General features: G+C 65.5%; 25 protein-coding genes and 1 tRNA gene. 15 read left to right on the forward strand and 11 right to left on the reverse strand.

What is annotated here, in order from left to right; all coding sequences use genetic code 11:
• Nucleotides 1-37: 37 nt before the first annotated feature.
• The 5 genes from citE to glmS all read right to left on the reverse strand — a co-directional run bounded on the left by citE (nucleotide 38) and on the right by glmS (nucleotide 5,459).
• The gene (gene citE / locus RJT68_RS12950) at nucleotides 38-1,081 is read right to left on the reverse strand and encodes an L-malyl-CoA/beta-methylmalyl-CoA lyase (RefSeq protein WP_407036974.1); all 1,044 of its coding nucleotides are present in this window, start codon (nucleotides 1,079-1,081) and stop codon (nucleotides 38-40) included.
• Nucleotides 1,082-1,150: 69 nt separating this feature from the next.
• A complete protein-coding gene (gene mch, locus RJT68_RS12955; protein WP_407036975.1) occupies nucleotides 1,151-2,314 on the reverse strand; it encodes a 2-methylfumaryl-CoA hydratase in 1,164 nt (387 codons plus the stop codon).
• On the reverse strand, nucleotides 2,307-3,581 hold the full coding sequence (locus RJT68_RS12960) for a methylaspartate ammonia-lyase (protein ID WP_407036976.1): 1,275 nt from the start codon (nucleotides 3,579-3,581) through the stop codon (nucleotides 2,307-2,309). Before RJT68_RS12960 ends, mch begins: the two co-directional genes overlap by 8 nt.
• A gap of 3 nt (nucleotides 3,582-3,584) precedes the next feature.
• Nucleotides 3,585-5,018, reverse strand: a complete 1,434-nt coding sequence (locus tag RJT68_RS12965) for a methylaspartate mutase subunit E (RefSeq protein ID WP_407036977.1) — start codon at nucleotides 5,016-5,018, stop codon at nucleotides 3,585-3,587.
• Nucleotides 5,019-5,459: a methylaspartate mutase subunit S gene (gene glmS, locus RJT68_RS12970; protein WP_407036978.1), complete on the reverse strand. Its 441-nt coding sequence runs from the start codon at nucleotides 5,457-5,459 to the stop codon at nucleotides 5,019-5,021. It lies immediately after the preceding gene.
• 150 nt (nucleotides 5,460-5,609) lie between these two features.
• Between glmS and mct the strand changes: the two genes are divergently transcribed.
• The 7 genes from mct to RJT68_RS13005 all read left to right on the forward strand — a co-directional run bounded on the left by mct (nucleotide 5,610) and on the right by RJT68_RS13005 (nucleotide 11,031).
• Nucleotides 5,610-6,791, forward strand: coding sequence for a succinyl-CoA:mesaconate CoA-transferase (mct, locus tag RJT68_RS12975; RefSeq protein ID WP_407036979.1), 1,182 nt, complete (start codon nucleotides 5,610-5,612; stop codon nucleotides 6,789-6,791).
• A 102-nt stretch (nucleotides 6,792-6,893) separates the two neighbouring features.
• A complete protein-coding gene (locus RJT68_RS12980) occupies nucleotides 6,894-7,217 on the forward strand; it encodes a DUF5785 family protein (protein ID WP_407036980.1) in 324 nt (107 codons plus the stop codon).
• Nucleotides 7,218-7,370: 153 nt separating this feature from the next.
• Nucleotides 7,371-8,132, forward strand: coding sequence for a GTP cyclohydrolase III (locus RJT68_RS12985; protein WP_407036981.1), 762 nt, complete (start codon nucleotides 7,371-7,373; stop codon nucleotides 8,130-8,132).
• Nucleotides 8,133-8,218: 86 nt separating this feature from the next.
• On the forward strand, nucleotides 8,219-8,839 hold the full coding sequence (locus RJT68_RS12990; protein WP_407036982.1) for a CBS domain-containing protein: 621 nt from the start codon (nucleotides 8,219-8,221) through the stop codon (nucleotides 8,837-8,839).
• A gap of 216 nt (nucleotides 8,840-9,055) precedes the next feature.
• The gene (locus RJT68_RS12995; RefSeq protein ID WP_407036983.1) at nucleotides 9,056-10,276 is read left to right on the forward strand and encodes a phosphoglycerate kinase; all 1,221 of its coding nucleotides are present in this window, start codon (nucleotides 9,056-9,058) and stop codon (nucleotides 10,274-10,276) included.
• 6 nt (nucleotides 10,277-10,282) lie between these two features.
• Nucleotides 10,283-10,909: a GNAT family N-acetyltransferase gene (locus RJT68_RS13000; protein WP_407036984.1), complete on the forward strand. Its 627-nt coding sequence runs from the start codon at nucleotides 10,283-10,285 to the stop codon at nucleotides 10,907-10,909.
• 48 nt (nucleotides 10,910-10,957) lie between these two features.
• Nucleotides 10,958-11,031 (forward strand) — tRNA-Thr (locus RJT68_RS13005).
• A gap of 281 nt (nucleotides 11,032-11,312) precedes the next feature.
• Here RJT68_RS13005 and RJT68_RS13010 read toward each other — a convergent pair.
• Both RJT68_RS13010 and RJT68_RS13015 read right to left on the reverse strand, forming a co-directional pair.
• On the reverse strand, nucleotides 11,313-11,888 hold the full coding sequence (locus RJT68_RS13010; protein ID WP_407036985.1) for a hypothetical protein: 576 nt from the start codon (nucleotides 11,886-11,888) through the stop codon (nucleotides 11,313-11,315).
• A gap of 2 nt (nucleotides 11,889-11,890) precedes the next feature.
• Nucleotides 11,891-12,382, reverse strand: a complete 492-nt coding sequence (locus RJT68_RS13015) for a hypothetical protein (protein ID WP_407036986.1) — start codon at nucleotides 12,380-12,382, stop codon at nucleotides 11,891-11,893.
• 570 nt (nucleotides 12,383-12,952) lie between these two features.
• Here RJT68_RS13015 and RJT68_RS13020 point away from each other — a divergent pair.
• Nucleotides 12,953-13,192, forward strand: coding sequence for a hypothetical protein (locus tag RJT68_RS13020; protein WP_407040431.1), 240 nt, complete (start codon nucleotides 12,953-12,955; stop codon nucleotides 13,190-13,192).
• 418 nt (nucleotides 13,193-13,610) lie between these two features.
• On the opposite strand, the gene RJT68_RS13025 is transcribed toward RJT68_RS13020, so the two are convergent.
• Complete coding sequence (locus tag RJT68_RS13025) at nucleotides 13,611-13,784, reverse strand: hypothetical protein (RefSeq protein ID WP_407036987.1); 174 nt, start codon at nucleotides 13,782-13,784, stop codon at nucleotides 13,611-13,613.
• 223 nt (nucleotides 13,785-14,007) lie between these two features.
• Between RJT68_RS13025 and RJT68_RS13030 the strand changes: the two genes are divergently transcribed.
• The 6 genes from RJT68_RS13030 (at nucleotide 14,008) to RJT68_RS13055 (ending at nucleotide 18,000) form a co-directional block, all read left to right on the forward strand.
• On the forward strand, nucleotides 14,008-14,148 hold the full coding sequence (locus tag RJT68_RS13030) for a DUF7577 domain-containing protein (RefSeq protein ID WP_407036988.1): 141 nt from the start codon (nucleotides 14,008-14,010) through the stop codon (nucleotides 14,146-14,148).
• Between the two features lie 236 nt (nucleotides 14,149-14,384).
• A complete protein-coding gene (locus RJT68_RS13035) occupies nucleotides 14,385-14,510 on the forward strand; it encodes a hypothetical protein (RefSeq protein WP_407036989.1) in 126 nt (41 codons plus the stop codon).
• A gap of 83 nt (nucleotides 14,511-14,593) precedes the next feature.
• Nucleotides 14,594-14,878 carry an Asp-tRNA(Asn)/Glu-tRNA(Gln) amidotransferase subunit GatC gene (gene gatC, locus RJT68_RS13040; protein ID WP_407036990.1) on the forward strand — a complete coding sequence of 95 codons (285 nt, stop codon included), beginning with the start codon at nucleotides 14,594-14,596 and terminating at the stop codon, nucleotides 14,876-14,878.
• 22 nt (nucleotides 14,879-14,900) lie between these two features.
• Nucleotides 14,901-16,178 carry an Asp-tRNA(Asn)/Glu-tRNA(Gln) amidotransferase subunit GatA gene (gene gatA / locus RJT68_RS13045; protein ID WP_407036991.1) on the forward strand — a complete coding sequence of 426 codons (1,278 nt, stop codon included), beginning with the start codon at nucleotides 14,901-14,903 and terminating at the stop codon, nucleotides 16,176-16,178.
• 114 nt (nucleotides 16,179-16,292) lie between these two features.
• Nucleotides 16,293-16,712, forward strand: a complete 420-nt coding sequence (locus RJT68_RS13050) for a hypothetical protein (RefSeq protein ID WP_407036992.1) — start codon at nucleotides 16,293-16,295, stop codon at nucleotides 16,710-16,712.
• A 79-nt stretch (nucleotides 16,713-16,791) separates the two neighbouring features.
• Nucleotides 16,792-18,000, forward strand: a complete 1,209-nt coding sequence (locus RJT68_RS13055) for an AGE family epimerase/isomerase (protein WP_407036993.1) — start codon at nucleotides 16,792-16,794, stop codon at nucleotides 17,998-18,000.
• A gap of 57 nt (nucleotides 18,001-18,057) precedes the next feature.
• Here the strand turns inward: RJT68_RS13055 and RJT68_RS13060 are convergent, their stop codons facing one another.
• The 3 genes from RJT68_RS13060 to aroA all read right to left on the reverse strand — a co-directional run bounded on the left by RJT68_RS13060 (nucleotide 18,058) and on the right by aroA (nucleotide 20,662).
• Nucleotides 18,058-18,408 (reverse strand): helix-turn-helix transcriptional regulator, encoded by a 351-nt coding sequence (locus RJT68_RS13060; RefSeq protein ID WP_407036994.1) that lies wholly within the window; start codon nucleotides 18,406-18,408, stop codon nucleotides 18,058-18,060.
• Between the two features lie 75 nt (nucleotides 18,409-18,483).
• Entirely contained in the window at nucleotides 18,484-19,263 is a 780-nt protein-coding gene (locus RJT68_RS13065) for an NRDE family protein (protein ID WP_407036995.1), read from the reverse strand.
• Nucleotides 19,264-19,357: 94 nt separating this feature from the next.
• Nucleotides 19,358-20,662, reverse strand: a complete 1,305-nt coding sequence (gene aroA / locus RJT68_RS13070) for a 3-phosphoshikimate 1-carboxyvinyltransferase (RefSeq protein ID WP_407036996.1) — start codon at nucleotides 20,660-20,662, stop codon at nucleotides 19,358-19,360.
• 162 nt (nucleotides 20,663-20,824) lie between these two features.
• Between aroA and RJT68_RS13075 the strand changes: the two genes are divergently transcribed.
• A complete protein-coding gene (locus tag RJT68_RS13075; RefSeq protein ID WP_407036997.1) occupies nucleotides 20,825-24,625 on the forward strand; it encodes a PAS domain-containing protein in 3,801 nt (1,266 codons plus the stop codon).
• The last annotated feature ends 56 nt before the right edge of the window (nucleotides 24,626-24,681 follow it).

The raw sequence follows: 24,681 nt of genomic DNA on the forward strand, positions 1-24,681 counted from the left end.
ACGCCACCTCCGACGTCCGCGGAACGGCGAACGGACCTTACCGGTACGAGAGCTCGAGGGTGCGTGCGCGCTCGAGCAGGTCCTCGTCGTAGTACTCCTCGGTCTGGGCGGGGCGGGTCTCGTCGATCGCCCGGACCTGGAGGATGGTGTTGCGAAACACCTTGAACGTCGCCTCGTCGACCATCTGACCGTCGAGGGTGACCGCGCCGGTGCCCTCGCGCTTGGCCTCGTTGAACCGCTCGATCTTGCTCACGTCGCGCTCGAGCTCCTCCGGCGTCGGCATGTGGACGGTGTTGGCCTGGATCGTCTGCTTGGGGTACAGCGACCAGGAGCCGTCGAGCCCCAGATGGGCCTCGTGTTCGACCTGGTCGGCGTACGCGTCGGCGTTGTAGTAGGTGAGGCCGGCGCGCTCTTTGAACAGGTCGTCGAACGGGCCGCCGATCGAGAGCAGGCCGGCGGCGCTGGCCTCGTTCGAGAGGCGCTCGAGGAGGCCGTCCCAGCGCGGCCGCCCGTCGCCGAGGTCGCGAGCGCCGAGTTCGGCGGCGTAGTCGACCGGGCCGAAGACGAGCGCGGTGAGTCGGGAGTCCTCGCCGAACTTCGCGATGTCCCGGAGGTCCGAACGGGCGCGGCCGGTCTCGACGATGATCGAGAGGCCGATGGAGCCGTCGGGGCGGCCGTGTTCGGCCTCCGCCTCGGCGACCGCCTCGGCGGCGCGCTTCACGTCGTCCAGGCGGCCGACCTTCGGAACGACGACGCCGTCGATCTCGTCGCCGATTTCGGCGACGAGGCGATCGATCTGTTCGCGACCGCGGTCGCGGAACGTCTCGTCCTCGTAGCTCCACTCGACGCGGGGCCAGATCTCGCCCGGGAAGTCGTACTGGGGCACGAGGTCGATCGTGTTCTCGAGGCCCTGGTCTTTCATGTCGGGGGCCGTCCCGTCTTCCATGTCGGGGACGAGCCAGTCGGGGGCCTGGAAGCCCTCGGCCTCGAGGCCGGAGCGGAGGTACTTCGCCGTGTCGTCTTTCGGGACGGCGGCCGGTGCGGTCTGGAACGTTCGGCAGAGTCGAATGTCGTCTGTCATGCTTGTGTCGTGGTCGTAATCAGTAGTGTGATCCTACGTGTTCGAAATCGTGTATGATGTTCGATCGTGTTAGTTAGAACGCTTTCGAATTTCGGCGGTCCTGGTCCCGGAGTAGACCGGTTCGTCGTCCTGGTTGAACGCGATGTGCTGGAAGCGGACCGTGCCCGCCTCGTCGGTGCTCGGGTCGTTCTCGGACGACGTCCGAGAGCCGGTCGAGGTTTCCTCGACGCTGTCTTCGGCCTCGAGTACGCGCGTGAACGCGTAGACGGTGTCGCCGGGCGTGACGAACGTGTGGAACGACTCGTCGTCGAAGCCCACCTCGCGCCACGTCTCCTCGTCGGAGCGGGCGTGGCCGAGCGCGGTCGACCGGGTGACGTCGCCGTAGGTGACGATGTCGCCCGACGGCGAGTCGGCCATCACGTCGACGTTGTGGTGCTGTTTCGCCGTGTTCAGCGTCGCCAACGGCAGGGAGGCGACGGTGACGTCGTCCTGCGTCCGCCCGCGCTCGTGGCGGTAGGCGACGGCGCCATTTTCGGCCTCGGCCACCTCGAGGGCCTCGACGAAGTCCTCGAAGTAACCACCTTCGGGGGTGACGAAGGTCTCGGGGAGGCCGTCTTCTTTCTCACCGTCCCCTTCCTGCGAGGCGGCCGACCCACCGTCGGATCGGAGATCCGACGAGGATCGCGAACCGTCGGTTCGCTCACCCCCGTCCGTCTCGACCGGCTCGCGCCGCGGGATCATGTTCGTCCGCTCGTAGGACAGCAGGAGGTCGTCCGTCTCGAGGTCCTTCGCGCGCGTCCGCCACGAGACGATGCCGTACCGGGGCCGGGAACTCGAGGTCGCCGTGTTGACGACCTCGCTCTCGACGTACATGTCCGTCCCCGGGTAGACGGCGTCCTTCTCGAACCGGAGGTCGGTCCGGCCGAGGAAGTAGCCGCCCTTCTCGCTCAGGTCCTCGACCGTGATGCCGAGGGTGGCGGCGGTGAGATAGTCGGGGTGGATCGGCGGTTCGTCGAAGCCGCGGTCGGCCGCGGCGTCGGGGCGCCAGTAGGCCGGGTCGTGGTTGAGCGTCTGGCTCATCCACGCCTCGTTGCCCCACTTCGTGAGGGTGAGGCCGGGGTCGTGTTCGATCACGTCCCCCTCCTCGAAGTCCTCGAAGCAGTTGCCCTTCTCCTTCGTCTCGACCTGTTCGAGCGCCCGTGCGAACGTCTCCGGATCGGTCCAGTCAGTCATCTGCGGTCACCTCGTCGGTTTGCGTCTGCTGTTCGCGTTGCCGTCGTGCGACGGTCCGTCGCATCTCGTTTTCGACGATCATGTAGCCCTCGTCGAAGCCCATACCGGGTTTCGCGAGCACCTGCGCGGCGTTCGTCGCGAGGGCGACGTGGGCGCAGGCGCGCGCGGACGTTTCGGTCTCGTTGCAGGTGCCCCCGAGGTACGCGCGGGTGTCGGTCCCGTCGCAGTAGCGGACCGCCATCCCGCTGCGGTGGATGCCGCCGAGGTCGGGCGTCTTGACCTGTACGAGGTCGGCCGCTCCGGCGTCGACGAACGCCTGCACGTCCTCGAAGGTGTTGCACCACTCGTCGGCGACGATGTCGACGCCGACGCCCGCCGCCTTCAGCCCGTCTCGAAGCTCGCACATCGCCTCGATCTGGCCCTGCCGGTCGCCGACGTCCATCGGCCCCTCGATCTGGATCGGGAACGGATCGGCGGCCGCCTCGAGCGCGGCGAAGTAGTCGACGACCTCGTCGCGGTCGTACGGTGCGCCGAAGACCTCGCCGATCATGCCGTAGACGTCGATGTGGAACCGGGGCTCGTAGCCCTCGGGGCCGAGTTCCCGGGATCGCTCGACCAGCCACTCGACGTACTCGAGCAGCACCTCTCCCTCCTCGCCGATCTTCTCGACGCTGTTGATGAGGGCGTGCGGGAGGACGGGGACGCCCTTGATGAACATCTTCTCGGCGTTGACGTACCGGTTGTCCCCGGACTGGCCGAAGACGGGCACCGGTTCGGTCGCCGGTTCGGTGCCGAGCGCGTCGGCCATCACGTCCGTCTTCGTGGTGTTCTGCGCCCGCGCGGCGGCGTCGAGCAGCGCCTGCGAAACGCCGTAGCGGATCGCCGTGTGGAGGCGGTCGCCCCCGACCTCGAGTTCCTCGAGCAGTTCGGCGTTCTCGAGGAAGTCGGTCGCGTCCCGCCCGCGGAGTTCGTCCGCGACGGGGCCTTCGACGACGGGGGCGTACTCCCCCGCCCGAAAGAGCGGGTCGCGCCCGCCGGCGCCGGAGTACTGCACCGCGGCGCAGTCGCCGCGGGCGAGCGTTCCGTCCTCGAGTTCGACGTCGACGATGATCGTCTCGCCGGCCTGGCGAATCTCCTCGAAGCCGTCGGTGACGGTCTCGCCCACGTAGGTGAACCCCTCCTGTTTCGCACCTCGCTTGATCGCGCGCTGGTCGTCGAAGAAGAACCCGGAGTACCCGGGCGTCGCGTACACGTTTTGGATCTTCATCGGTCAGGCACCTCCCTGGGGGCGACCGATCAGCTTCCCGTCGCTGATCGCGTCGACGTCGTCCGCGACCATGCGGAACGACTGGTCTCGTCCTTCGGTTTCGGCCCGCTGGGAGAGGCGGGCGGCGTGAATCTCCTTGATCTCGTCGTCCATCTCGAGGTCCGCGAACTCGAAGATGCGGACCCGGCCGTCGTCGTCACGCGCGGGGAGGACGTCCCCCCGCGCGCTGTCGCTGGGCGCGAAGGGGACGTCGAGCGCGCCGGACTCGAAGGCCTTGATCGTTCCCCAGGCGACGTCGCCGTCGCCGTGGTCGAAGACGGTGTCCATCAGACACCGCGTCTCGCGCTCGATGAGTTCCTGCTCCTCCTCGATGCCGTCGATGTCGATCTGCTGTTCGATCGCCATGTCGATGATCTGTCGAGTCGTTCGCAGGCCGGCCGCGTTGGCCTCCTTGGTCGGGACGCCCTGGAACTCCTGGGGCGACTTGGTGATGACCTTATCGGGCTTCGCGATGGCGGCGGTCATCCCGCCGAGGCTGATGACGCCGTTGGCGCGGGCCTCGTCCGGCGGGAAGCCGCCCATCCACTCGTGGAAGACGGTGGTCACGACCACGTCGTCGGGCAGGTACTCGTTACCGAGCTTCCGCAGGGCGCGGAGGGCGGCGACGTCCTGCACGACGTTCCCGACCTGGCCGTACCCGAGCGTGAGCGAGCGCACGCCCTGCGTGGCGGCGAGCAGCCCCTCGATCAGCATCACCGCGATGGCGATCGACGGGGGCACGAGCGTCCCCGTGAGCGGGCCGAACGGCTCGCGGTTGATCCGCACCCCGCGTTCGGTGTACGCCCCCGCGAGCCGGTCGACGAACTGCCAGTGCTCGATCGTCTTCGCCAGGTCGTGGCGTTTCGTGTACGGGATGTTGTACGAAATCGGCCCCCCTTCGAAGCTCTGGAAGCCGCCCGCGAAGGTGATCGCGGCCAGCAGTCGGGCGTCGGGCGTGCCGTGTCGAACCTCGATCGGGGCGTCGATCGCCTCGATCAGTTCGCGGCAGCCGTCGATGCCGTGGTTGACCGCGGGGAACCCGTTGAGGGTGTCCTCGCCCGTATCGCGGGCCTTGTCGAGGCCCTCCTGGGCCTTCCCGTACTCGTTGTCGCGCGTGTAGGAGTCGATGGTCGTCGGGAGGAGGTCCGCCGCGCCCTCCTCGTGGAGGTACTGGAGGAGTTCGATCTGGTCCTCGAGGCGCGGGACGCCCGCCCGCGGCTGGAGCAGCGGGTGGTCGGCCGACTCGAGGACGTCCGCGAATCGCTTGTGGTCGGGGAGCGACTCGTGGTACGCGATCGCCTCCTCGAAGTCGACCTGCTCGCCCGTGTGCCAGTCGGAGCGGATCTCTTCGTCGATGCGCCGTAGCTCGTCGGAAGGAATACGTTCGTCTCGTATCATCTAGGAACTGATAGTAGCACGTTCCGTCTCTCTCGTCGTGATCTGCAGGTCTTCTCTGAGGGCGGCGATCGCATCTTCGGGGTCGGTCTCGGAGTTGAACACCCGGTCGAAGCCGAGCTCCTCGAACTTCCCTCGGGTCTCCTCGAAGTCGTCCTGCCCGACCGCGAGGTTGCCCCCGATGTAGGTGACCGCGTCCACGCCGGCCTCCTCGAGGACGTCGTGGAATCCCTGACAGTCCTGCTCGGCGTGACCGTAGAGCGAGGAGACGAGTACAGCCTCGGCGTCGTGTGCGACCGCGGCCTCGGCGAACTCCTCCTGGGAGGTCTGTACGCCGAGGTTGATGACGTCGAATCCCGCTGCACTCAGGGCCTGCTCTAGGATCGTGATGCCAACGACGTGAGCGTCCGAGCCGATCACGCCGAGGACGACCGTTTGGGACATCGTAGTTGCTCCGATGAGTTACCCCCGCATAAACCTAATGGTCTTTCATGATAATACTCCTAATACATCCTAGGAACGTCTCTTTGGCACACAATCACACCTTCATGATCGATAGCAAAGGTTTTTGGGTCCGTCTCGGAATCTCGCCCTATGGGAGCGCTTTCGAATCTGCGCGTTATCGATCTGACGCAGGTGCTCGCCGGACCGTACTGCACGATGTTGCTGGCCGACATGGGCGCCGACGTCGTGAAGATCGAACGTCCCGGCGGCGACCTGATCCGGTCGAATCCGCCGTTCGTCGAGGATCCGGAGGAGGAGGCTTACGGCGGCTACTTCCAGAGCGTGAACCGGGGGAAAAAGAGCGTCGAACTCGACTTCAACGACGAGGAGGATCGCGAGGACTTCCTCTCGCTCGTCGAGGAGGCCGACGTGCTCGTCGAGAACTACCGCTCGGGCACGATGGAGAAGTACGACCTGGGCTACGAGACGCTGAAAGAGCACAACCCGCGGCTCATCTACTCCTCGATCCGCGGCTTCGGCGACCCGCGCACGGGTGAAACCCACCGACAGGGCCAGCCCTCCTTCGACCTCATCGCCCAGGCGCTCGGTGGCGTCATGGAAATCACCGGCCAGGAGGACGGGCCGCCGACCAAGGTCGGCCCCGGCATCGGCGACCTCTTCACCGCGACGCTGAACTGCATCGGTATCCTCGCCGCCGTCAACTACCGCGAGCAGACCGGGAAGGGACAGTACGTCGACACCGGCATGTACGACGCCATGATCAGCATGACCGAGCGGGCGATCTACCAGCAGTCGTACACCGGCGAGGCGCCGACCCGACAGGGCAACTCCCACCCGACCCTGTTCCCCTACGACGCCTTCGAGACCGCCGACGGCTACGCCGTCATCGCCGCCTTCGGCACCAACCACTGGAAGGAGGTCTGTGCGGCGATGGGCCGAGAGGACCTGCCCGAGGAGTACCCCACCGCCGCCGACCGCCTCGAGCACCGCGACGACCTCCGCGAGGTGATCGCCGACTGGGCGATCGAACGCACGAGCGAGGAACTGTGCGACGAACTCGAGGGGCGCGTCCCGGTCGCCCCCGTGCAGAACACGGAGGACATCTTCGACGATCCGCACGTTCACGCGCGCGAGATGCTGTACGAAGTCGAACAACCCGGCGCCGACGCGGAGGTCGAAATCGCCGGCTCGCCGATCAAGATGAGCGAGACGAACCCCGAGCCTCGGGGCCGGGCGCCGCTGCTCGACGAACACCGCGACGAGATTCTCGGGGAGACGGCCGACGCGGACGCGGAAGCCGCTGACGACTGATCGAGGGTCTTCGTTTCTACCGAGGGATCGTGGATCGGACGATCCGAGGGCGGTCACCGACGGAGAGAAATCCTTTTGCACCCCCCGCGCAGACGTCGAAGCATGAGCGACTGGCCACACGACCCCGACGGCGAGGAGGGGAGTGAGGGGATGCGCAAGTACGACATGGCGATCATCGCCAAGAAGGTCGACGAGGAGGAGGACTTCCCCCTGAACCGGGACGAGTTCGTCGACGAGTACGGCGACGACCCGATCCGGATCAACTACAAGCGGGTCGTCGCGCTCCGCGACATCTTCGAGTACGTCGAACCGGAGGAGTTCGAGACGATGATCGACATGCACAAGGCCGTCGGCAACGCGATGCGCGAGGGCAACTTCTGGGACTACCACCCAGTCGGGGCGGAGCCCGAGAAGAAACACGCCTGAACCGACCTCGAGCGGGCGATTTTCGACCGCCGAATCGAACCGGTGCGTCACTCCACCACCGAACGCGCCGGGCCTCGAGCGCGCGCCGGCCCGGCCATCACGAATCTGGATTGCGTATCCCTTATACGAAGGCGTTCGAAAGGGTCCGTCACAGTGACCAATACGCAGGTAACGCTCGTTCAGATCGACAACTACGGTCCGTGGACGGTGACCCCCCAGCCGCGGCGGGAGGCCGACCTGCAGACGATGCAGTCGCGCCTCTACGCCGACATCTCCCAGTTCGTCGGGAACCGCGACGGCTACACCTTCTTCACTCGGTTCGACAACATGATCGCGGTGACCAACGGGCTAACGATGGACGATCACGCGCTCCTCCAGGAGTCGGTCGGGAACCGGTATCCGGTCACCCTGAGCCTCGGCGTCGCTACCGGGGCCACGCCCGTCCACGCCCTGTCGGACGCCACCTCGCTGATCCAGGACGCCGGCAGCGCCCAGGACGAAACGCGCCGCGAGATCCTCGAGGGGCGGGCGATCGAGGACCCCCACCGGACCGACGAGGACGTCCAGATCGCTCACTTCGACGTGATCAACGCGACGGGGCAGTACACGGACGAACTCAACGCCTTCGACAGCTTCATCGAGATCGAACAGGGGTACGCCGAGTTGATGCGCTACATGCGCTACACCCACGACAGCCTCTCGTTTTTCGTCGGCGGCGACAACGTCATCGTCGTCTGTCCCGACCTGGGGGAGGACGACTACGTCGACGCCCTCACCCACGTCGAGGAGGCCGTCGACGTCGAGATGCAGGTCGGCGTCGGCCGCGGAAAGACGGCCCACGCCGCGGGGTTCGCCGCCAAACACGCCCTCGAAACTTGCCGGGCCGACGGCACGCGCATCGTCCTCGAGTGGTGAACCGCGCCAAACGTTGATCGTTCTCCCCTCGGGCGGTTAAAGCTGGCGGGGGTAGCTTTTAGCCGAGCCGTGTGTTTCGTTCACACATGGAATCGGAACTGTCGGTCAGGGACGTCCTGACAACTGAATACGTCGGCGTGAGCGAGTCTGACACCGTCCTCGGTGCGGTTCGGCTCATGCGCGAGGACCGCGCGGGCTGTGCCCTCGTCGTTCGCGGTTCGGAAGCCGTCGGCATCGTCACCGAGTGGGACGTTCTCGGACTCGTCGCCGAGGAAGGTGACCCCGCCGAGACGACCGTCGGGTCCGTCATGACCGAACCCGTCGTGACGGTCGGTCCGGATCGGTCGGTCACCGACGCCGCCGACACGATGACTCGGGAGAACATCCGCAACCTCGGCGTCGAAACCGAAGACGGCATCGTCGGCGTCCTCACCCAGCGCGACGTGATCGCCGCCGCCGGTTCGTTCCAGGGGGCGACCGCGAGGATTCCCGAGACGGCGGCCGAGCGAAACGCGACCGAAGCCCTCGACTCGAGGACGCGCGAGGCAGTGCCGGCGGACTCGAGCGCCGACGTCGACGGCGACGTGCGCACCAACGGCGGCGAGGAGTACTCGAGTCAGGGGGTCTGTGAGTCCTGCGGGTCGCTCGTCGAATCGCTCTGGAACTCGAACGGGCAGCTCATCTGTTCGGACTGCCGATCGGTCTGATCGGTACCGCAGACCGCCCGCACCGTCGGGTTATGCGCCGGAAGCGAGTCGCGGGTCGACAAGTCGCGGATCGCGACGATCCGCGAACGCAGGTCGCACTCGTCCGACCGTCGGCCCCCTCGAAGCGGAGGCCTATTTCCTGCGCCGTGATATCACGCAGCGTATCTATCGGGGGGATGGAAAGACCTTTCGGTGACGGCGGTGGATGCACCCGTAATGATCGACACCCTCGACGATCTGGACGTCGAAGGGACTACCGTCGGCGTCCGCGTCGACGTCAACAGTCCGATAGCTGACGACGGGTCGCTCGCCGACGACGCGCGTCTTCGCGCCCACGTCGACACGCTCTCGGATCTTCTCGAGCGCGGCGGGCGCGTCGTCGTCCTCGCCCACCAGGGTCGCCCCGGCGGCGACGACTTCGTCTCCCTCGAACCGCACGCCGAACGCCTCTCGATCCTCCTCGAGCGACCCGTCGACTACGTCGACGCCACCTTCAGCGACGCGGCTCGAACCGCCGTCGAGGACCTCGAGAACGGGGGGTGTCTCGTCCTCGAGAACACCCGCTTCTACAGCGAGGAGTACATGGAATTCGAACCGGAGCGCGCGGCGACGACTCACCTCGTCGAGGGACTGGCACCCGTCCTGGACGCCTACGTCAACGACGCCTTCGCGGCGGCCCACCGCTCCCAGCCCTCGCTCGTCGGCTTCCCGTCCGTCCTCCCGAGCTACGCCGGCCGGGTCATGGAGGCCGAACTCGACGTCCTCGGAACGATCGAGGAGACCGCCCGCCCGCGCGTCTACGTCCTCGGCGGGGCGAAGGTCTCCGACTCCCTCGACGTCGCCTGGTCCGTCCTCGAGAAGGACCTCGCGGACCACGTCCTCACCGCCGGCGTCGTCGGCAACGTCTTCCTCATCGCCGACGGCGTCGACCTGGGCGACTCGAGTTCCGACTTCATCTACGATCAGGGCTACTGGGACGAGATCGACCGCGCGGCGGACCTGCTCGACGCCCACGGCGAACGGATCGCGCTCCCCCGGGACGTCGCCGTCGCCCGCAACGGCGAGCGCACCGAGATCGGCGTCAACGCCCTCCCGCCCGGCAACGACGAGGCCGCCATGGACGTCGGCGACTCGACGCTCGCCTACTACCAACGCATCCTCACGGACGCCGAGACGGTCATCCTCAACGGCCCCGCGGGCGTCTACGAGGACGACAAATTCGAGAAGGGGACTCGACAGCTCTACGGGACGGCGACCGAGGCGCCCACGAGCATCGTCGGCGGCGGCGACACCGCATCTGCGCTACGCCGACTCGGCGTCGAGGGCTTCACCCACGTCAGCACCGGCGGCGGCGCCGCGCTGAAGATGCTCACCGCCGAGCCCCTGCCCGCCGTGACGGCGCTCAGGGAGAGCCCTCAGCAGACCGCAAACGACTGATCTCGAGTGCCCGCCCCCGACGGATCCTCCGACCACGACGTCCGAATCGAACTCGCGACCGCCGACGACCTCGAGGCGGTCGTCGACTGCTGGGTCAGACTCGCCCGGGAGCAACGGCGGTACGGCTCGTACGTCCTCCCGGAGGCGAATCGGGAGACGATGTTCCAGACCCTCGGCGCCTACCGCGTCGACGACGGCCTGCTCGTCGCCCGACTCGAGGGTGACAGCGGCGACGAGCGCGATGTCGAGCGCGAGTACGGCCGCGGCGTCGTCGGCTTCACCTCCTTCTCGATCGAACGCGGTGCGCTCGAACTCGAGGCGACCCGCGGCCACCTCTCGAACCTCTACGTCGTCCCCGAATTCCGCGGGCGGGGGATCGGAACCCGGCTGCTCGAGGCCGTCGAAGACGCGCTCGCCGACCGCGGCGTCGACGCGGTGATCCTCGAAGCGATGGCCGGCAACGAGGCCGCGCGGCGGTTTTACGGACGAGCGGGCTACGTACCGTTTCGCGTGGGGATGGAGCGCCGACTCGAGGACGACACGAACGACGACGCGGACGCGGACGAGGTACTCGAGGCCGATTCGGCGGTCGAACCGGCGGACGAGGGCGAAGCTACCGCCGACGAAACGTAGTTCCAAAACGATACACACTCAAAGGAGGACGGCTTACCGACGGACAGCGCCAGGGGAGCATGGGTGGTTCATGCACTCGACTTGTAATCGAGACTTCCGGGGTTCAAATCCCCGCCCTGGCTTAAATCCTTAGGTTCAAAGCCTCTATCTGCGGGTATCTCAACTCCCGACAGTTCCGGGACTTCTAACGACGTCGAGGCAGTCGTACGAGGAGGCCGTTCAGGAGATTCGCGAGCGGACGCAACGGAACAGTGAGCGGATGTGAGATACTTCCATGAAATAAATTAGGACTCTAGCCTCAGTCAATTATCTCTACTGAGGAATAATGCGTATGTCCGTGCTCTTCAGAATACATTGTTCGTGGTGTGCCATAAATATCATGGAACTTCGTTATCTCGAAGTATTATTTATCTTCAAAGTTAATATCTATCTCTCCGGACACATTCTCATATGCCTCCAAATCAAACCTCACACCAATTGAATTATCATTTCCTGTTGGCATGGTTGCTTGACCACTTGATCCATGCTTCATTGTCCAGACTACGGAATTATTAGGTTCCCAATCCAGTTCCGTTGAGCCAGAGTATGCTGATGTTAGTGATTGATTTGCGGATATAGGACCAAATGCTACACTAAGGTCAACAGAAAACGAGCCGCTAGAATCCTCACTTTGTGGTTCATGTGCGTCTGTTCGAATGTCAGTCTGATCGCGTTCAAGAGATGGATAGGTGATCTTAAACTCTGACTCCCTTAGTCGATTTTGAGTAGAGTTCTGATCTTTTTTATCTTCTGATGCATCTGGAGGGTCTGGGTAAAACGACTGGTATGTCCATCTATTTTTATACCCATCTTTTAATTGGTCATAATCAAATGACCTCTCATCACTTGCAGCAACAAATGAGAAATATTCGTAATCCGTCACCCATTCATCATTTCTACTACTACTCGTTGTCGTGTAGTTCACGTCCTTATATCCCATTATTATTCACCCTCGTTCTTCTTAAGTCGCATTTTATTAACGGAATTTTCAGTGCTTGATTTTGAACTGTTCTTCTCTAGTACGAACCCGACTTTACCAGTTTCTGGCTTCTCTACATAGCCAGAGATCGCCTGACCGTTATACGTGTACAACATGATCCGCTGTGTAATTGAGTTCGATTCATTCCTATCGGTCTGGTAATATCGATAGTATTTTCCAAACTCAGTGTTTTCAGTTAATTCCGGACTCGCCTGGTTCATATTGCACTTTTCCCCATTCACGCGAAGGTTACCTACTAAAGTTTCCTTGACTGAATTAAATTGCCCAGACGCATCGCCGATTATCTCGAAGGTGTCGACATCATAAGCTACCCCATTAAATCTCGCTGATGAGCCTGCCTGAGCAGGATTAGTGAAATTCGCTAAACCTACGGGAACGAGGCCGACGGTTGAGAGTGCCTTTCGCCTGCTAATCTCCAATGGGTTTTTTCCCATATTTCATAGATTGTCTATTCAGTATTCAATAATTTGGAGTAGAGAAAAATATCCTAAACCAAAGAAGATTTATAGAAGAAACAGGCTTTATAATATACGTATCTATCTAAATAGATGCTCGTCATTAGAAAGGAATATAATGGGAAGAATAGAATGATTTTAACGATTAGAGATGGATAATGGTAACGTCCCTCGACGACACGTTTGCCTAAGTGCGCTTTCTGTCGCTCTTTCCGGATGTACATTCTCATTTGGTCGAGAAACACTCACACTCGTTCTACGCAGTCGAGAAAGGTCCGATACGAAACTTTCAGTCGAAATCAGGTCACGTGACGGATCTGAGGTCGTATATGAAAAAACAGCCACAGTTGGGTTTGATGAAAACAAATATTTCGATACTGGAGTTGATGATAGTGATTATACCATTATTGTATATGATAAAGGTGAGAAATATGAGAGAACATATTCTCAAAGCGGATGTGATGATCCACGAATACTTGTCACGGGTCGAATAAGAGAAGTTGAAATATTGTATGATCAGTGCTCATAAGATGATGCAAAACTGGGTGTATGCTATCCAATAGTGCCTGTATTATAACTTTAATAGCCGTACTCATTTTGATAGCACCGACAGTTCCTGATCTCGAGTGCGTCGACGGCCTCGCGAGGTTTGACATCGTGATTGACGAGACGGTCGGCGGCCAGCTGCCACGCGTGTTCGGCGAGTTCGGGATCGGCGCTCTCGTAGTGAACGCTGAATTCGGTCAGCGCGACTGCGACGGGAGACTTAGAGAATCTGAGTTCCGTTAATAAACGCCAACGAACCCTCAACCATCATCCCAATAATTGTTAGTATATTTTTTGTCTGGTATTCAATATCACTGGTGTCTATGAAGCGGCGGTCAGAGGGATTAACCGAAGAACGGGATGCGAAGGTACTCGGACGTATATTGTTGATGTAGGTCCCTATGGAGGATCAGCTGAGAGGGAGGATAGGGCGAAATATAAGGCAAAACAGAAGGCCTATTCGGACGGTTTATCGCCTGAATACGTCTCAGTCACCCAGTCTACCAATCATGGAAAGTGCCCTCACTGTGGAGAGCCCGTAACTCCAGATAGCTTAAAATAGGGTTCAACACTGGTACCAGCGGTCTCGCGACCGCCGTCGATCTCTTGCGCGCTACTCATCGTTCATCGCCTCCGATTCGGTCTCCTCGAGGTCGTCCGATCACCGACTACCGTCTCGAGCGCGGAGTATCACGTCGAGCGCGCGCAGGTTCTCGTCTTCCCGTGCGAGTGCAGTTACGTCCTCGAGGACGTCGTCCGGCACCAGCTCGCGCTCGAGGAACTGATCGACGAGTTCCCTCGCTTGTCGTTCTTCGGTCCGCTGCATCGAATACATCGGTCTGTCCCCGAACGGTACGAAGAGCCAAGGTAAAGTACTTTTGGCTATTTCCAATAACTATCGTAACGAGAGCTTCCCTTTCGGTCGTCCCTCTGAGGAACACCCTGGGCGACGATCTGCGACCGGGGATTCCCCGCGCTCGAGGCCGTACTCGAGCGCCGTCGCACGGCCTGCAATCGTCAGCACAGGGCGTTTTACCACCGGATGTGGAGCTAGCGTGATGACAAACATGACCGGTGCAATGGGCGGTGCAGAACGACCCGGCACCTGTCCGCACTGCCGGACCGACAACGACTATTTCTTCACCTACTGCCGGCACTGCCTCGAGCGGCTCCCGAGCCGAACCGCCCGCCGCGGGTGATCCGGCCCTGCGGTCGGGTCCGGAGAGACGTCCTCCAACGATTACCGCGGAGAGACGGGGTGCGACGTGTGTCACTGGACCGTCGATAGTGCCGATGAAAACGTCGCAGAGGATCGATCACGGTCTCGAGCGGCCGTCTCGCTCGAGATCGTCCGGTTCGTCGGGTCGTCCGGTTCGTCGAATCGTCGAGTAGCCGGTGAGAGTTAACTCGGTCCGGGTGGTAGGGAAACGCAGTCGTGTCCTCCACAGGATCGAACCCCGACTCGAGCCGTCGACTCTCGGAGAAGGAGCTCTTCCTGTTGCTGCTGGTCGGGATCGCCGTCGCGATGGCGCTGACCGGCGTCGTGCTCGTGGTCTACTGACTGGAGGTCCGGACAGGGATTCGCTCGGAGCGAGAGCCGACGGTATCGAAACCCTTACTCCCGACAGGCGGGTGCGATTGTGTATGAGCGACGACGCCGACGCCGTCAGTCCGGAGGAGGTCCGCCACGTCGCGACGCTGGCCCGCATCGACCTCGCCGAGGAGGAGGTCGAGCGGTTCACCGACCAGTTCGCGGACATCCTCGAGTACTTCGAGACGCTGGATCGGGTGCCCGAGGTCGACCGCGAGGCCGACCTGGCGAACGTCATGCGGCCCGACGAGGTTCGTCCCTCCCTCGAGCGCGAGGAGGCCCTCGAGAACGCCCCGGAAACCGAGGACGGCTACTTCAAGGGACCGAACGTCTCCTGACCCGAACGACGAGGATACGACAATGAGCGACAACATCTACATCACGGAGGAGACGATCGAGGGCGACGGGGAGGGCCCGCTGTCGGGCCGGACCGTCGCGGTGAAGGACAACATCTCGACCGAGGGCGTCCGGACGACCTGCGGGTCGAAGATGCTCGAGGAGTACGTCCCGCCGTACGACGCGACGGTCGTTCGCCGGCTGGAGGAGTCCGGGGCGACGATCGTCGGAAAGACGAACATGGACGAGTTCGGGATGGGGACGACCACGGAGACCTCGTACTTCGGTCCGACGGACAATCCCGCCGCGCCGGGGCACGTCCCCGGGGGCTCGTCGGGCGGGTCGGCCGCCGCGGTCGCCGCCGGCGAGGCCGACCTCGCGCTCGGCACCGACACGGGCGGCTCGATCCGCTGTCCGGCCGCCTTCTGCGGCGTCGTCGGCATCAAGCCCACCTACGGGCTCGTCTCGCGGTACGGACTCGTCGCCTACGGGAACAGCTTAGAGCAGATCGGACCGTTCGCGAACAGCGTCGAGGAGGCTGCCCAACTGCTCGACGTGATCGCGGGGCCGGACGAGCGGGACGCGACGACCCGGGAGGCGTCCGGGCGCGACGAAGTCGACTCGTACGCCGACGCGGCCACCGGCGACGTCGACGACCTCACGATCGGCGTTCCCACGGAGTTGCTCGAGGGCGCCGACGAGGGCGTCGTCGAGGCGTTCTGGGACGCGATCGGAGCGCTCGAGGACGAGGGCGCCGACTACCACGAGGTCTCGCTCCCGTCGGTCGAGCACGCCGTCGAGGCCTACTACGTGATCGCGATGTCCGAGGCCTCCTCGAACCTGGCCCGGTTCGACGGCGTCCGCTACGGCCACTCGGGAGGCTACGACGGCAACTGGAACGAGGCGTTCGCTCGAGCGCGGGAGGAGGGCTTCGGCGACGAGGTCAAGCGCCGGATCCTGCTCGGGACGTACGCGCTCTCGGCGGGCTACCACGACAAGTACTACAAGAAGGCACAGGACGCCCGCGCGTGGGTGAAACGGGACTTCGACGAGGCGCTCTCGGAGGCGGACGTGCTCGCCTCGCCGACGATGCCGGTGCCGCCGTTCGAACTCGGCGAGCGCCTCGACGACCCCCTCCAGCTCTACCTCGCCGACGCGAACACGGTCCCGGTCAACCTCGCCGACCTGCCGGCGATCTCGGTCCCCGCGGGTGAGACCGACGGCCTCCCGGTCGGCTTCCAGCTCGTCGGCTCCGCCTTCGACGAGGCGGCGCTGATCCGGGCGGCGAGCGCGCTCGCCTGAACGGCGTGCGCCAGCGTTCCACCACGACCCGACGTAAACCGACCCCCCTATCCCCGACGAATAGTTTTTATAGCGACGTATCGAACAGAGTACGTATCGAACGGGGGGAGTTTCATGAAGATCGCGCAGAATCACTCGGTCGAGTTCGACGAGTTCTCGCGCGCGTGTGACCTCGTCGAGGGGTACTTCGGCGAGACGATCGACGACGTCGCCCTGCACGCGCCCGTGTCGCGCCGCCAGCTCGTCGCCGTGCTCGCTCGCGCCCAACTGTCGGGCCGCCAACTCGCCATCGAGGGGCTGACGGAGGAAGGGGAGGTGGTCTACCAGTCGGACGCGGAGACGGTGCTGTGGCTCGACGGCGGCTTCTGGACCGACATGCGGGGGCTCCACCACCTCAAGCCCGACGAGGGCCGAGCCGCTCGAGAGGTCCACCGGCGGCTCATCGAGGCCATCGACGGCGACGTCCCGTACTACAACCGCGAACGCGACCCGTTCGTCCTCATCGACCGGTTCGACCCCTACGAGTACGAGTAGCGTCGTCTCGGCGGGCCGCGACGGTGCGCCGGGACTCAGCGCAATCGACAAGATCTCTCGAGTGAAACCCTCGAGGGACGTGACCGAGGACACGAACATCTATCGGACGCGGGCGGGCCTCCGGCACGCGTTCCGAGACGTGCTGAACGCGTACTACCCGGCAATGCTCGACGAGTCGGTCGGCGGGTACGTCGCCCAACTCGACGAGCGCGACGGCCACGTCTACGACGCGCGGAGTAGACACCTCGTGGCCACCGCGCGAGGCGTCCACAACTTCAGTCTCGGCGCGCTCGCCGACGGCCCGCGCTGGTGTCGTCACGCCGCCGAGCACGGACTGCGCTTTCTCTCGACGGTCCACTGGGACGACGACCGGGAGGGCTACGACTGGCTGCTGGACGGCCGAACCCCCGTCGACCGGACTCGGTACTGCTACGGCCACGCCTTCGCCCTCCTCGCGGGGGCGCGGGCCCACCAGGCCGGAATCCCCGGCGGGCGGGCGGAACTCGAACGGGCCTTCGACGTGCTCGAGGAGCGGTTTTACGAACCGGAGCACGGCCTGTACGCCGATCGGGCCGACCCCGACTGGGAGACGGTGGCGCCGTACCGCGGGGCGAACGCCAACATGCACGCCTGCGAGGCCCTGCTCGCGGCGTACGAGGCGACAGGCGAGGAGCGGTACCTCGAGCGCGCCTTCGACGTCGCCGACCGGTTCACCCGCGAGGTGACGAGCGCGACCGACGGCCTGCTGTGGGAACACTACACCGAGCAGTGGGAGCCGGACCGCTCGTACAACGAGGACGAGCCGACCCACCAGTTCCGGCCGCCGGGGTACCAGCCCGGCCACCACGCGGAGTGGGCGAAGCTGCTCGCGCTGGCGTCCGAGCACCGGGAGGAGGAGTGGCTCCTCATGCGGGCCTTGGAGCTGTTCGACGCGGCGGTCGACCTCGGCTGGGACGACGAGCGCGGCGGCCTCTATTACACCGTCGAAGCCGACGGCGAGCCGGTCGTCGCCGACAGGTACGGCTGGGCGCACGCGGAGGCGATCGGCGCGAGCGCGCTCCTGAGTCGCTACGACGACGCGTACGCCGAGTGGTACGACCGATTCTGGGCGTACGCCCTCGAGCACCTGATCGATCCGCGCCGCGGGAACTGGTACGAGCGGGTGGATCGGGAAAACGCGCGTATCGAGCCCGACCGCGGACCCGCGGTGGAGCCGGGGTACCACCCGCTCGCGAACTACTGGCTCGCGATGCGAACGCTCGAGGCCGATCCCGACGCGCTCGCGTGACTCGCGGCCTGTTCAGCCGGTCGCGAAAACGGAACCTGACGGGCCGGAGGATCGGGTCTACTCCTGGTAGGCGAGGTTCATGATCCACTGGGAGAAGGCGTCGCTGTTGGGGTCGACCTCCTCCTCGCCGATGAACGGCGAGAGCATGTCGCCGGCCATCAGCAGCGTGAAATCGAGGTCTCGAGCGGTGGGCGTGATGTAGTAGGTGTTGTGCCCGGCGTAGACCGTCTCCTCGCGGTCGACGAGGCCCTTCTCCACGAGGGACTCGACGATCCGACTGCCCTTTCGCGAGGAGACGTCGAGTTCCTTCCAGAAGTCGCTCTGGTGGATGCCGCCCGTCTCGCGGACGAGCTCGAGGCCGGCGCGTTCGTCCTCGGAGAGCTCTGCTTCGACCGACGACACGCTCACGGCGACCACCTCCGGGCCGCGAGCGAGGCTCGGAAAACGGATCCGTCCATGTGCCATCAAGCGGCCGCGACCCGCTTAAAGCTGGCTTTCGACGTCGACCCGTTCGTAAGGCGTTACGCACGGGGGCCCGTCGGCGTACTCGTGACGAACCGCGGGGTCGCGTCCGCGCTCGTCGTCGCCCGGGGACGCTTCCCCGAGCGCGATCAGCGACGACGAGCGCGTCCCGAAGCCGTCGCCGTGGACGCAGACGCCGTAGTCGTGGTCGCCGAGGACGTCCCCGACCCGGTCGAGCCACTCGTGGGCGGATCCGTCGGCTTCGGGCTCGAGGGCGCGACGGACCGCCCGCGCGTTCTCGGCCTGTCGGCGCGCGACGTCGGCGCGGTGGGAGGGGATTCGGGCGTCGTCGTCGACGGCGACGTTGACCACGACGTGGACGCCCGGTTCGAACTCCGTTCGCTCCAGGGCGCCGTCCCATCGGAAACAGATCGCGTCCGCGGCGTCGGCGACGACGAGAAAGAAGCCGTCGTACTCGAACTCCTCGGTCGTTCGTTCGACCCGCTCGGCCGCCTCCGCGGCGGAAGACGTCTCGAGCGCGTCGACGACGAGGAGCCCCCGGGATCGCTCACCGGCCAGGTCGGCGTCGGTCCACAGGTTCGTCACGCCGGCGAAAACGCCGCGCTCGTTGTAGCCGATCCACGTGCCGCCGGCGCGCTCGTCGCGGGGCGCGATTACGAGCGGGTCCTCGCGATAGACGTCCGGCGGACTCGAGGCCCGGCCGATCGCCTCGTCGCGGTTAGCGGCGACCGCGACCGGCGCGTCGTCGAACGTCCGCCAGGCGATCGTGAGGGTACACACGGACTAGGGGAGGGGTGCCAGGGCCTTAAGCGGCCAGAAGGCGGAAGATCGAAACGCCCGCCGACGGAACGGGGAACGAGCACCCGTCGACCGATCAGTCGGACCGCTCTCGCTCGAGCGCGACGCCCAGATCCTCCAGAACCGAGAAGAAGCCGGGGAAGGAGACGTCGACGTGTTCGGCGCCCAGGATCGTCGTCTCGCCGTCGGCGACGAGGGCGGCGAGGGCGAGCGCCATGACGATGCGGTGGTCGCCGCGGCCGTCGACGGTCGCGCCGGAGAGGGTCGAGTCGCCCCCGTGGACCGTCAGGGAGTCGCGCTCCTCGGTCGTCTCGGCGCCCATCTCGCCTAACTCCTCGGCCATCGCGCTCACCCGGTCGGTCTCCTTGTACCGGACGTGCTCGGCGTCGACGATGCGGGTGTCGCCGTCGGCGGCAGCCCCCAGGGAGGCGATCGTGGGGAGGAGGTCGGGCGTGTCCTCGACGGAGACTTCGATCCCCGACAGCGGCGCGCTCGAGACGTCGATCACGCCGCTCTCCCGGTCCCACTCGACGTCTGCGCCCATCCGGTCGACGATCTCGACGATGGCCGTGTCGCCCTGGGCGCTCGGGTGGGCGCCCTCGACGCGCACGGACTCGCCTTCGGCGCCAGCGATGGCGCCCGCGGCGAGGGGGTAGGAGATCGAGGAGAAGTCGCCGGGGACCGCGTACTCCCCGTCCGCGGGGCGGTACGACTGGCCGCCGTCGACCGCGAAGCCGGCCTCCGTCTCCCGGGCCTCGACGCCGAAGTCCGAGAGGACCTCGAGCGTGACGTCGACGTAGGGGGCTGACTTGAGGTCGGTCTCGAGGTCCACCTCGATCCCCTCGTCGGTGACGGCCCCGGCCATCAGCAGGGCCGTGACGTACTGGGAGGAGACGTCCCCCGGGATGGACACCTCGCCGCCCGAGACGGGGCCCGTGACGACCAGCGGCGCCTGCCCGTTCCCGCGGGTGCTGAACGCGTCGCCGCCGAGGTCGGATATCGCCTCGAGCAGCGGCCCCTGGGGACGCGAGCGGAGCGACTCGTCGCCGGTGAGGACGGTCGTCCCGTCCGCGAGCGCCGCCGCGGCGGTCACCAGCCGCATCGTCGTGCCGCTGTTCTCGCAGTCGATCACGTCCGCCGGGACGTCGGGACGGCCGTCGAAGCCGTCCACCTCGAGGGTGCCGTCGTCCCCGCGCTGGACGCTGCCGCCGAAGCGGGAGACCGCGCGGGCGGTCGCCCGGGTGTCGGCGCTCCAGAGGGCGTCGCGCACGGTCGCCCGGTCGGCGTAGCCCGACGCGAGGATCGCGCGGTGGGTGTAACTCTTCGAGGGGGGCGCCCGCGCGGTCCCGCGGACGCTCGAGGGCGCGATGGTGACGTTCATGGTCGCCCTGTGGGCGGGCCCCACCATACGAATACCGATGTCGGCGGTCCGACGGACCGTCGGATCGGGCCGAGATCGCCGGCGCGTCGATCGGTCGCCCGCTCGACCGACGTGCGAGACGACCGAGAGGTTTTACCGCTGGGACCGCTTTTCAACGCAAGAATGGGATCGTCTTCACGCGGGGGTCAGCAAACGCGCGTTCGACAGCAGGCGGTCGTCACCGAACTCAGCCAACGCGCGCTGACCGCTAACGATCTCGATGAGTTGCTGAACGACGCCGCGACGGCGGTCGCCGAGACGCTCGGCGCCGAGCGGTGCGGCGTCTTCGAGCTGCTGCCGAACGGGGAGGTGCGACTGGATGCGGGAATCGGATGGGAGGGCGCGTCCGTCGGGACTGCAACGGCCCCGGTGAACCCGCGTTCGTGGGAGCAACTCGCGCGCTCGCCGGAGGGAGTCGTCCGCGCCGACGCGGATGGACGCCTGATCGACCGCGAGTCCCTGACGGGGTGCGACCTCGAGAGCGGTATCGAGGCGCTCGTCGGACCCGTCGACGATCCCCGGGGGATCCTGGGGGTCTACGCGACCGAGCGGCGGGAGTTCGACGGCGCCGACGCCAACTTCGTCAGGGGCGTCGCGAACATCCTCGCCTCGGCGATCGAGAACGAGCGCGCCCGGACCGAACTCGAGGAGATCTACGGACGCATCTCGGACGCCTTCTTCGCGCTCGACGAGGAGTGGCGGTTCACGCACATCAACGAACGCGCTCACGAACTGATCAACCCCGAGGGCCGGGAGCTGGTCGGCGAGCGGATCTGGGAGGCGTTCCCGAAGGCCGTCTCGAGGGAGTTCCAGCGGAAGTACGAGCGAGCGATGTACGAGCAGGAGACCGTCTCGTTCGAGGAGTACTACCCCGAGCCCCTCGACGCCTGGTTCGAGGTGCGGGCCTACCCCTCCGAGACGGGACTCTCCGTCTACTTCCGCGACGTCACCGAGCGCAGGCGGCGCGAACGGGACCTCGAGCGCACCGAGCGGCGGTTCGAGGCCATCTTCGAGGACCCGAACATCCTGGTGGGCCTGCTCGAGCCCGACGGCACCGTCCTCGACATCAACGAGACGGCGATGGAGTACATCGACGCCGACCTCGAGGCGGTGACCGGCGAGCCGTTCTGGGAGACCCCCTGGTGGGGGGTCGGCGAGGAGGTCCGCAGCGACGTGAAGCGCTGGACGGAGCGGGCGGCGTCCGGCGAGTACGTCGACTTCGAGGCGGACCTCGAACGGCCCGACGGCGAACGCTACACCCTGAACGGCGTCTTCAGGCCGGTCACGAACGACGAGGGCGACGTCGTCTCGGTCATCGTCTCCGACCGCGACGTCACGGAGCGCACGCGACGCGAGCGGGAACTCGAGGAGTCCGAGCGGCGCTACCGAACGCTGGTCGAACACTTCCCCAACGGCGCGGTGGCGCTCGTCGACGAGGACCTGCGGTACCAGACCGTCGGCGGCAGTCCGCTCGACGTCGCCGACGTTTCGGCCGAGGAAGTGGAGGAGAAACCGGTTCGGGAGGCGATCCCGACGGCGCTGGCCGACGAACTCGTCCCGCGGTACGAGGCCGCCCTGGAGGAGGGCGAGTCGAACGCGTTCCAGAAGACCTCGAACGGGCGCATCTACGAGTTCCACGTCGTTCCCGTTCGGGACGACGACGGGGAGGTGTTCGCCGCGCTCGGCATGTCCCAGGACGTCACCGAGCCCCGCGAGTACCAGCGGCAGCTCGAGGAGTCCGAGCGGCGCTACCGCACCCTCGCGGAGCACTTCCCGAACGGCCTCGTGACGCTGTTCGACGAGAACCTCGAGTACACGCTGGCCGCCGGCAAGGCATTCGAGTACCTGCCGGTCGACCCTTCTGACGTCGAGGGGCGATCCGTCCGCGAGGCGTGGGGCGAAGCGGCCGCCGATCGGCTCGAGCCCGCGGTCGAGGCCGCGCTCGACGGCGAGGAGCGGTCCGTCGAGTTCGGCTACGCGGGCCGCGAGTGGATCGTCCACGCGGTTCCCATCACGCACGAGGAGGGGGACGTCTTCGCCGGGATGACGATGGCCCAGGACATCACCGAACGGAAGGAACACGAGCGCTACCTCAGGGACGCCAAATCCCAGCTCGAGGCGGCCACCGAGGCCGGGGCCGTCGGGACGTGGGAGTGGGACGTCGAAACCGACGAGTTCGTCGCGGGCACCTCGTTCGCGAGGACGTTCGGCGTCGACCCGGAGGCGGCGCAGGAGGGGGTCTCGATCGACCGGTTCGTCTCGGCGATCCACCCCGCCGACCGCGACCGGGTCGAGGAGAAGATCGAAGAAGCCGTCGAAGCGGGCAGGGAGTACGAGGCCGAGTACCGCGTGCGTAACCACGAGGGCGAGATCAGGTGGGTCGTCGCCCGCGGACGCGTCGAGACCGACGAGGACGGCGAGCCGACGACGTTCCCCGGCGCGGTCACCGACATCACCGATCGCAAGCGCGCCGAACTCGAGCTTCAGCGCAACACGGAGCAACTCGAGACGCTGTTCGAGATCCTCCCCGTCGGCGTCATCGTCGCCGACGCCGACGGGCGGCTGGTCGAGGCGAACGAGACCGCAAAGGGGATCTGGGGCGGCGACGTCTTCGACGCCGATTCCGTCTCGGAGTACGACCGGTACTCGGCGCGGTGGGTCGATTCGGACGAACCGGTCGCGCCCGAGGAGTGGACGTTGGCCCGCGTGCTCGAGGGGGAGGAGGTTACCGACCCCGACGTCTTCGAGATCGATTCCGACGACGGCGACCGGCGGATCATCAGGGTCGAAGGCATGCCGGTGCGAAACGCCCGGGGCGAGGTGACACGCGGCGTCGTCACCCTCACCGACATCACCGAGCGCCGGCAGTACCAGCGAAAGCTCGCCGAGAGCGAGCGCCGCTACCGCACGCTCGTCGAGAGCTTTCCCGAGGGCGCCGTCTGCATGTACGACGAGAATCTCGAGTACACGGTCGCGGGCGGCCAACTGCTCGGCGACGTCGGCGTCGAAGCGGAAAATCGCGTCGGCAACAGCGTCTACGACCTCTATCCGGACCCGCTGGTCGAGGAGGTCGAACCGTACTTCCACGCGGCGCTCGAGGGGGAGACGAACGCGTTCGAAGTCGAGTTCCACGATCGATACCTCTCGGCCCACACCCTCCCCGTCAGGGACGCCGACGACGAAATTATCGCGGGGATGCTCGTCGTGCAGGACGTCACGGAGCGCCGGGAGTACCAGCGGAAACTCGAGCAGTCGAACGAGCGCCTCGAACAGTTCGCCTACGCCGCGAGCCACGACCTCCAGGAGCCCCTGCGAATGGTGACAAGCTACCTCCAGTTGCTCGAGCGCCGGTACGACGAGGTCTTCGACGAGGACGGAGAGGAGTTCCTCGAGTTCGCCATCGACGGCGCCGACCGCATGCGGGCGATGATCGACGGCCTCCTCGAGTACTCCCGGGTGGAGACCCAGGGCGATCCGTTCGAACCGCTCGAGATGAACGAAGTCGTCGACGACGTCCTCGAGGACCTGCAGCTTCGCATCGAGGAGAGCGACGCCGAGATCACCGTCGAGGACCTGCCGCGGGTGGAAGGGGACCCCGATCAGATCCGGCAGGTGATGCAGAACCTGCTGTCGAACGCGATCACCTACAGCGGCGACGAGACGCCGCGCGTTCACGTCGGGGCCGAACGGCGGGGGCGACGGTGGGTGCTCTCGGTGCGCGACGAGGGGATCGGGATCGACCCGGAGGACACCGAGCGGGTGTTCACGGTCTTCGACCGCCTTCACAGCCGCGACGAGTACGAGGGAACCGGCATCGGGCTGGCGCTCTGCCAGCGCATCGTCGAGCGCCACGGCGGCGATATCTGGGTCGACTCCGACCCCGGTGAGGGGTCGACCTTCTCGTTCACCCTCCCGGCGGCGTGACGTGGCCATCGGACTCGAGCGCCCCGTCCGAACGGATCGGACGTCGCCGCTCGCGA

It is taken from the genome of Halovalidus salilacus (assembly GCF_031852275.1).
Taxonomy (GTDB): Archaea; Halobacteriota; Halobacteria; order Halobacteriales; family Natrialbaceae; genus Halovalidus; species Halovalidus salilacus.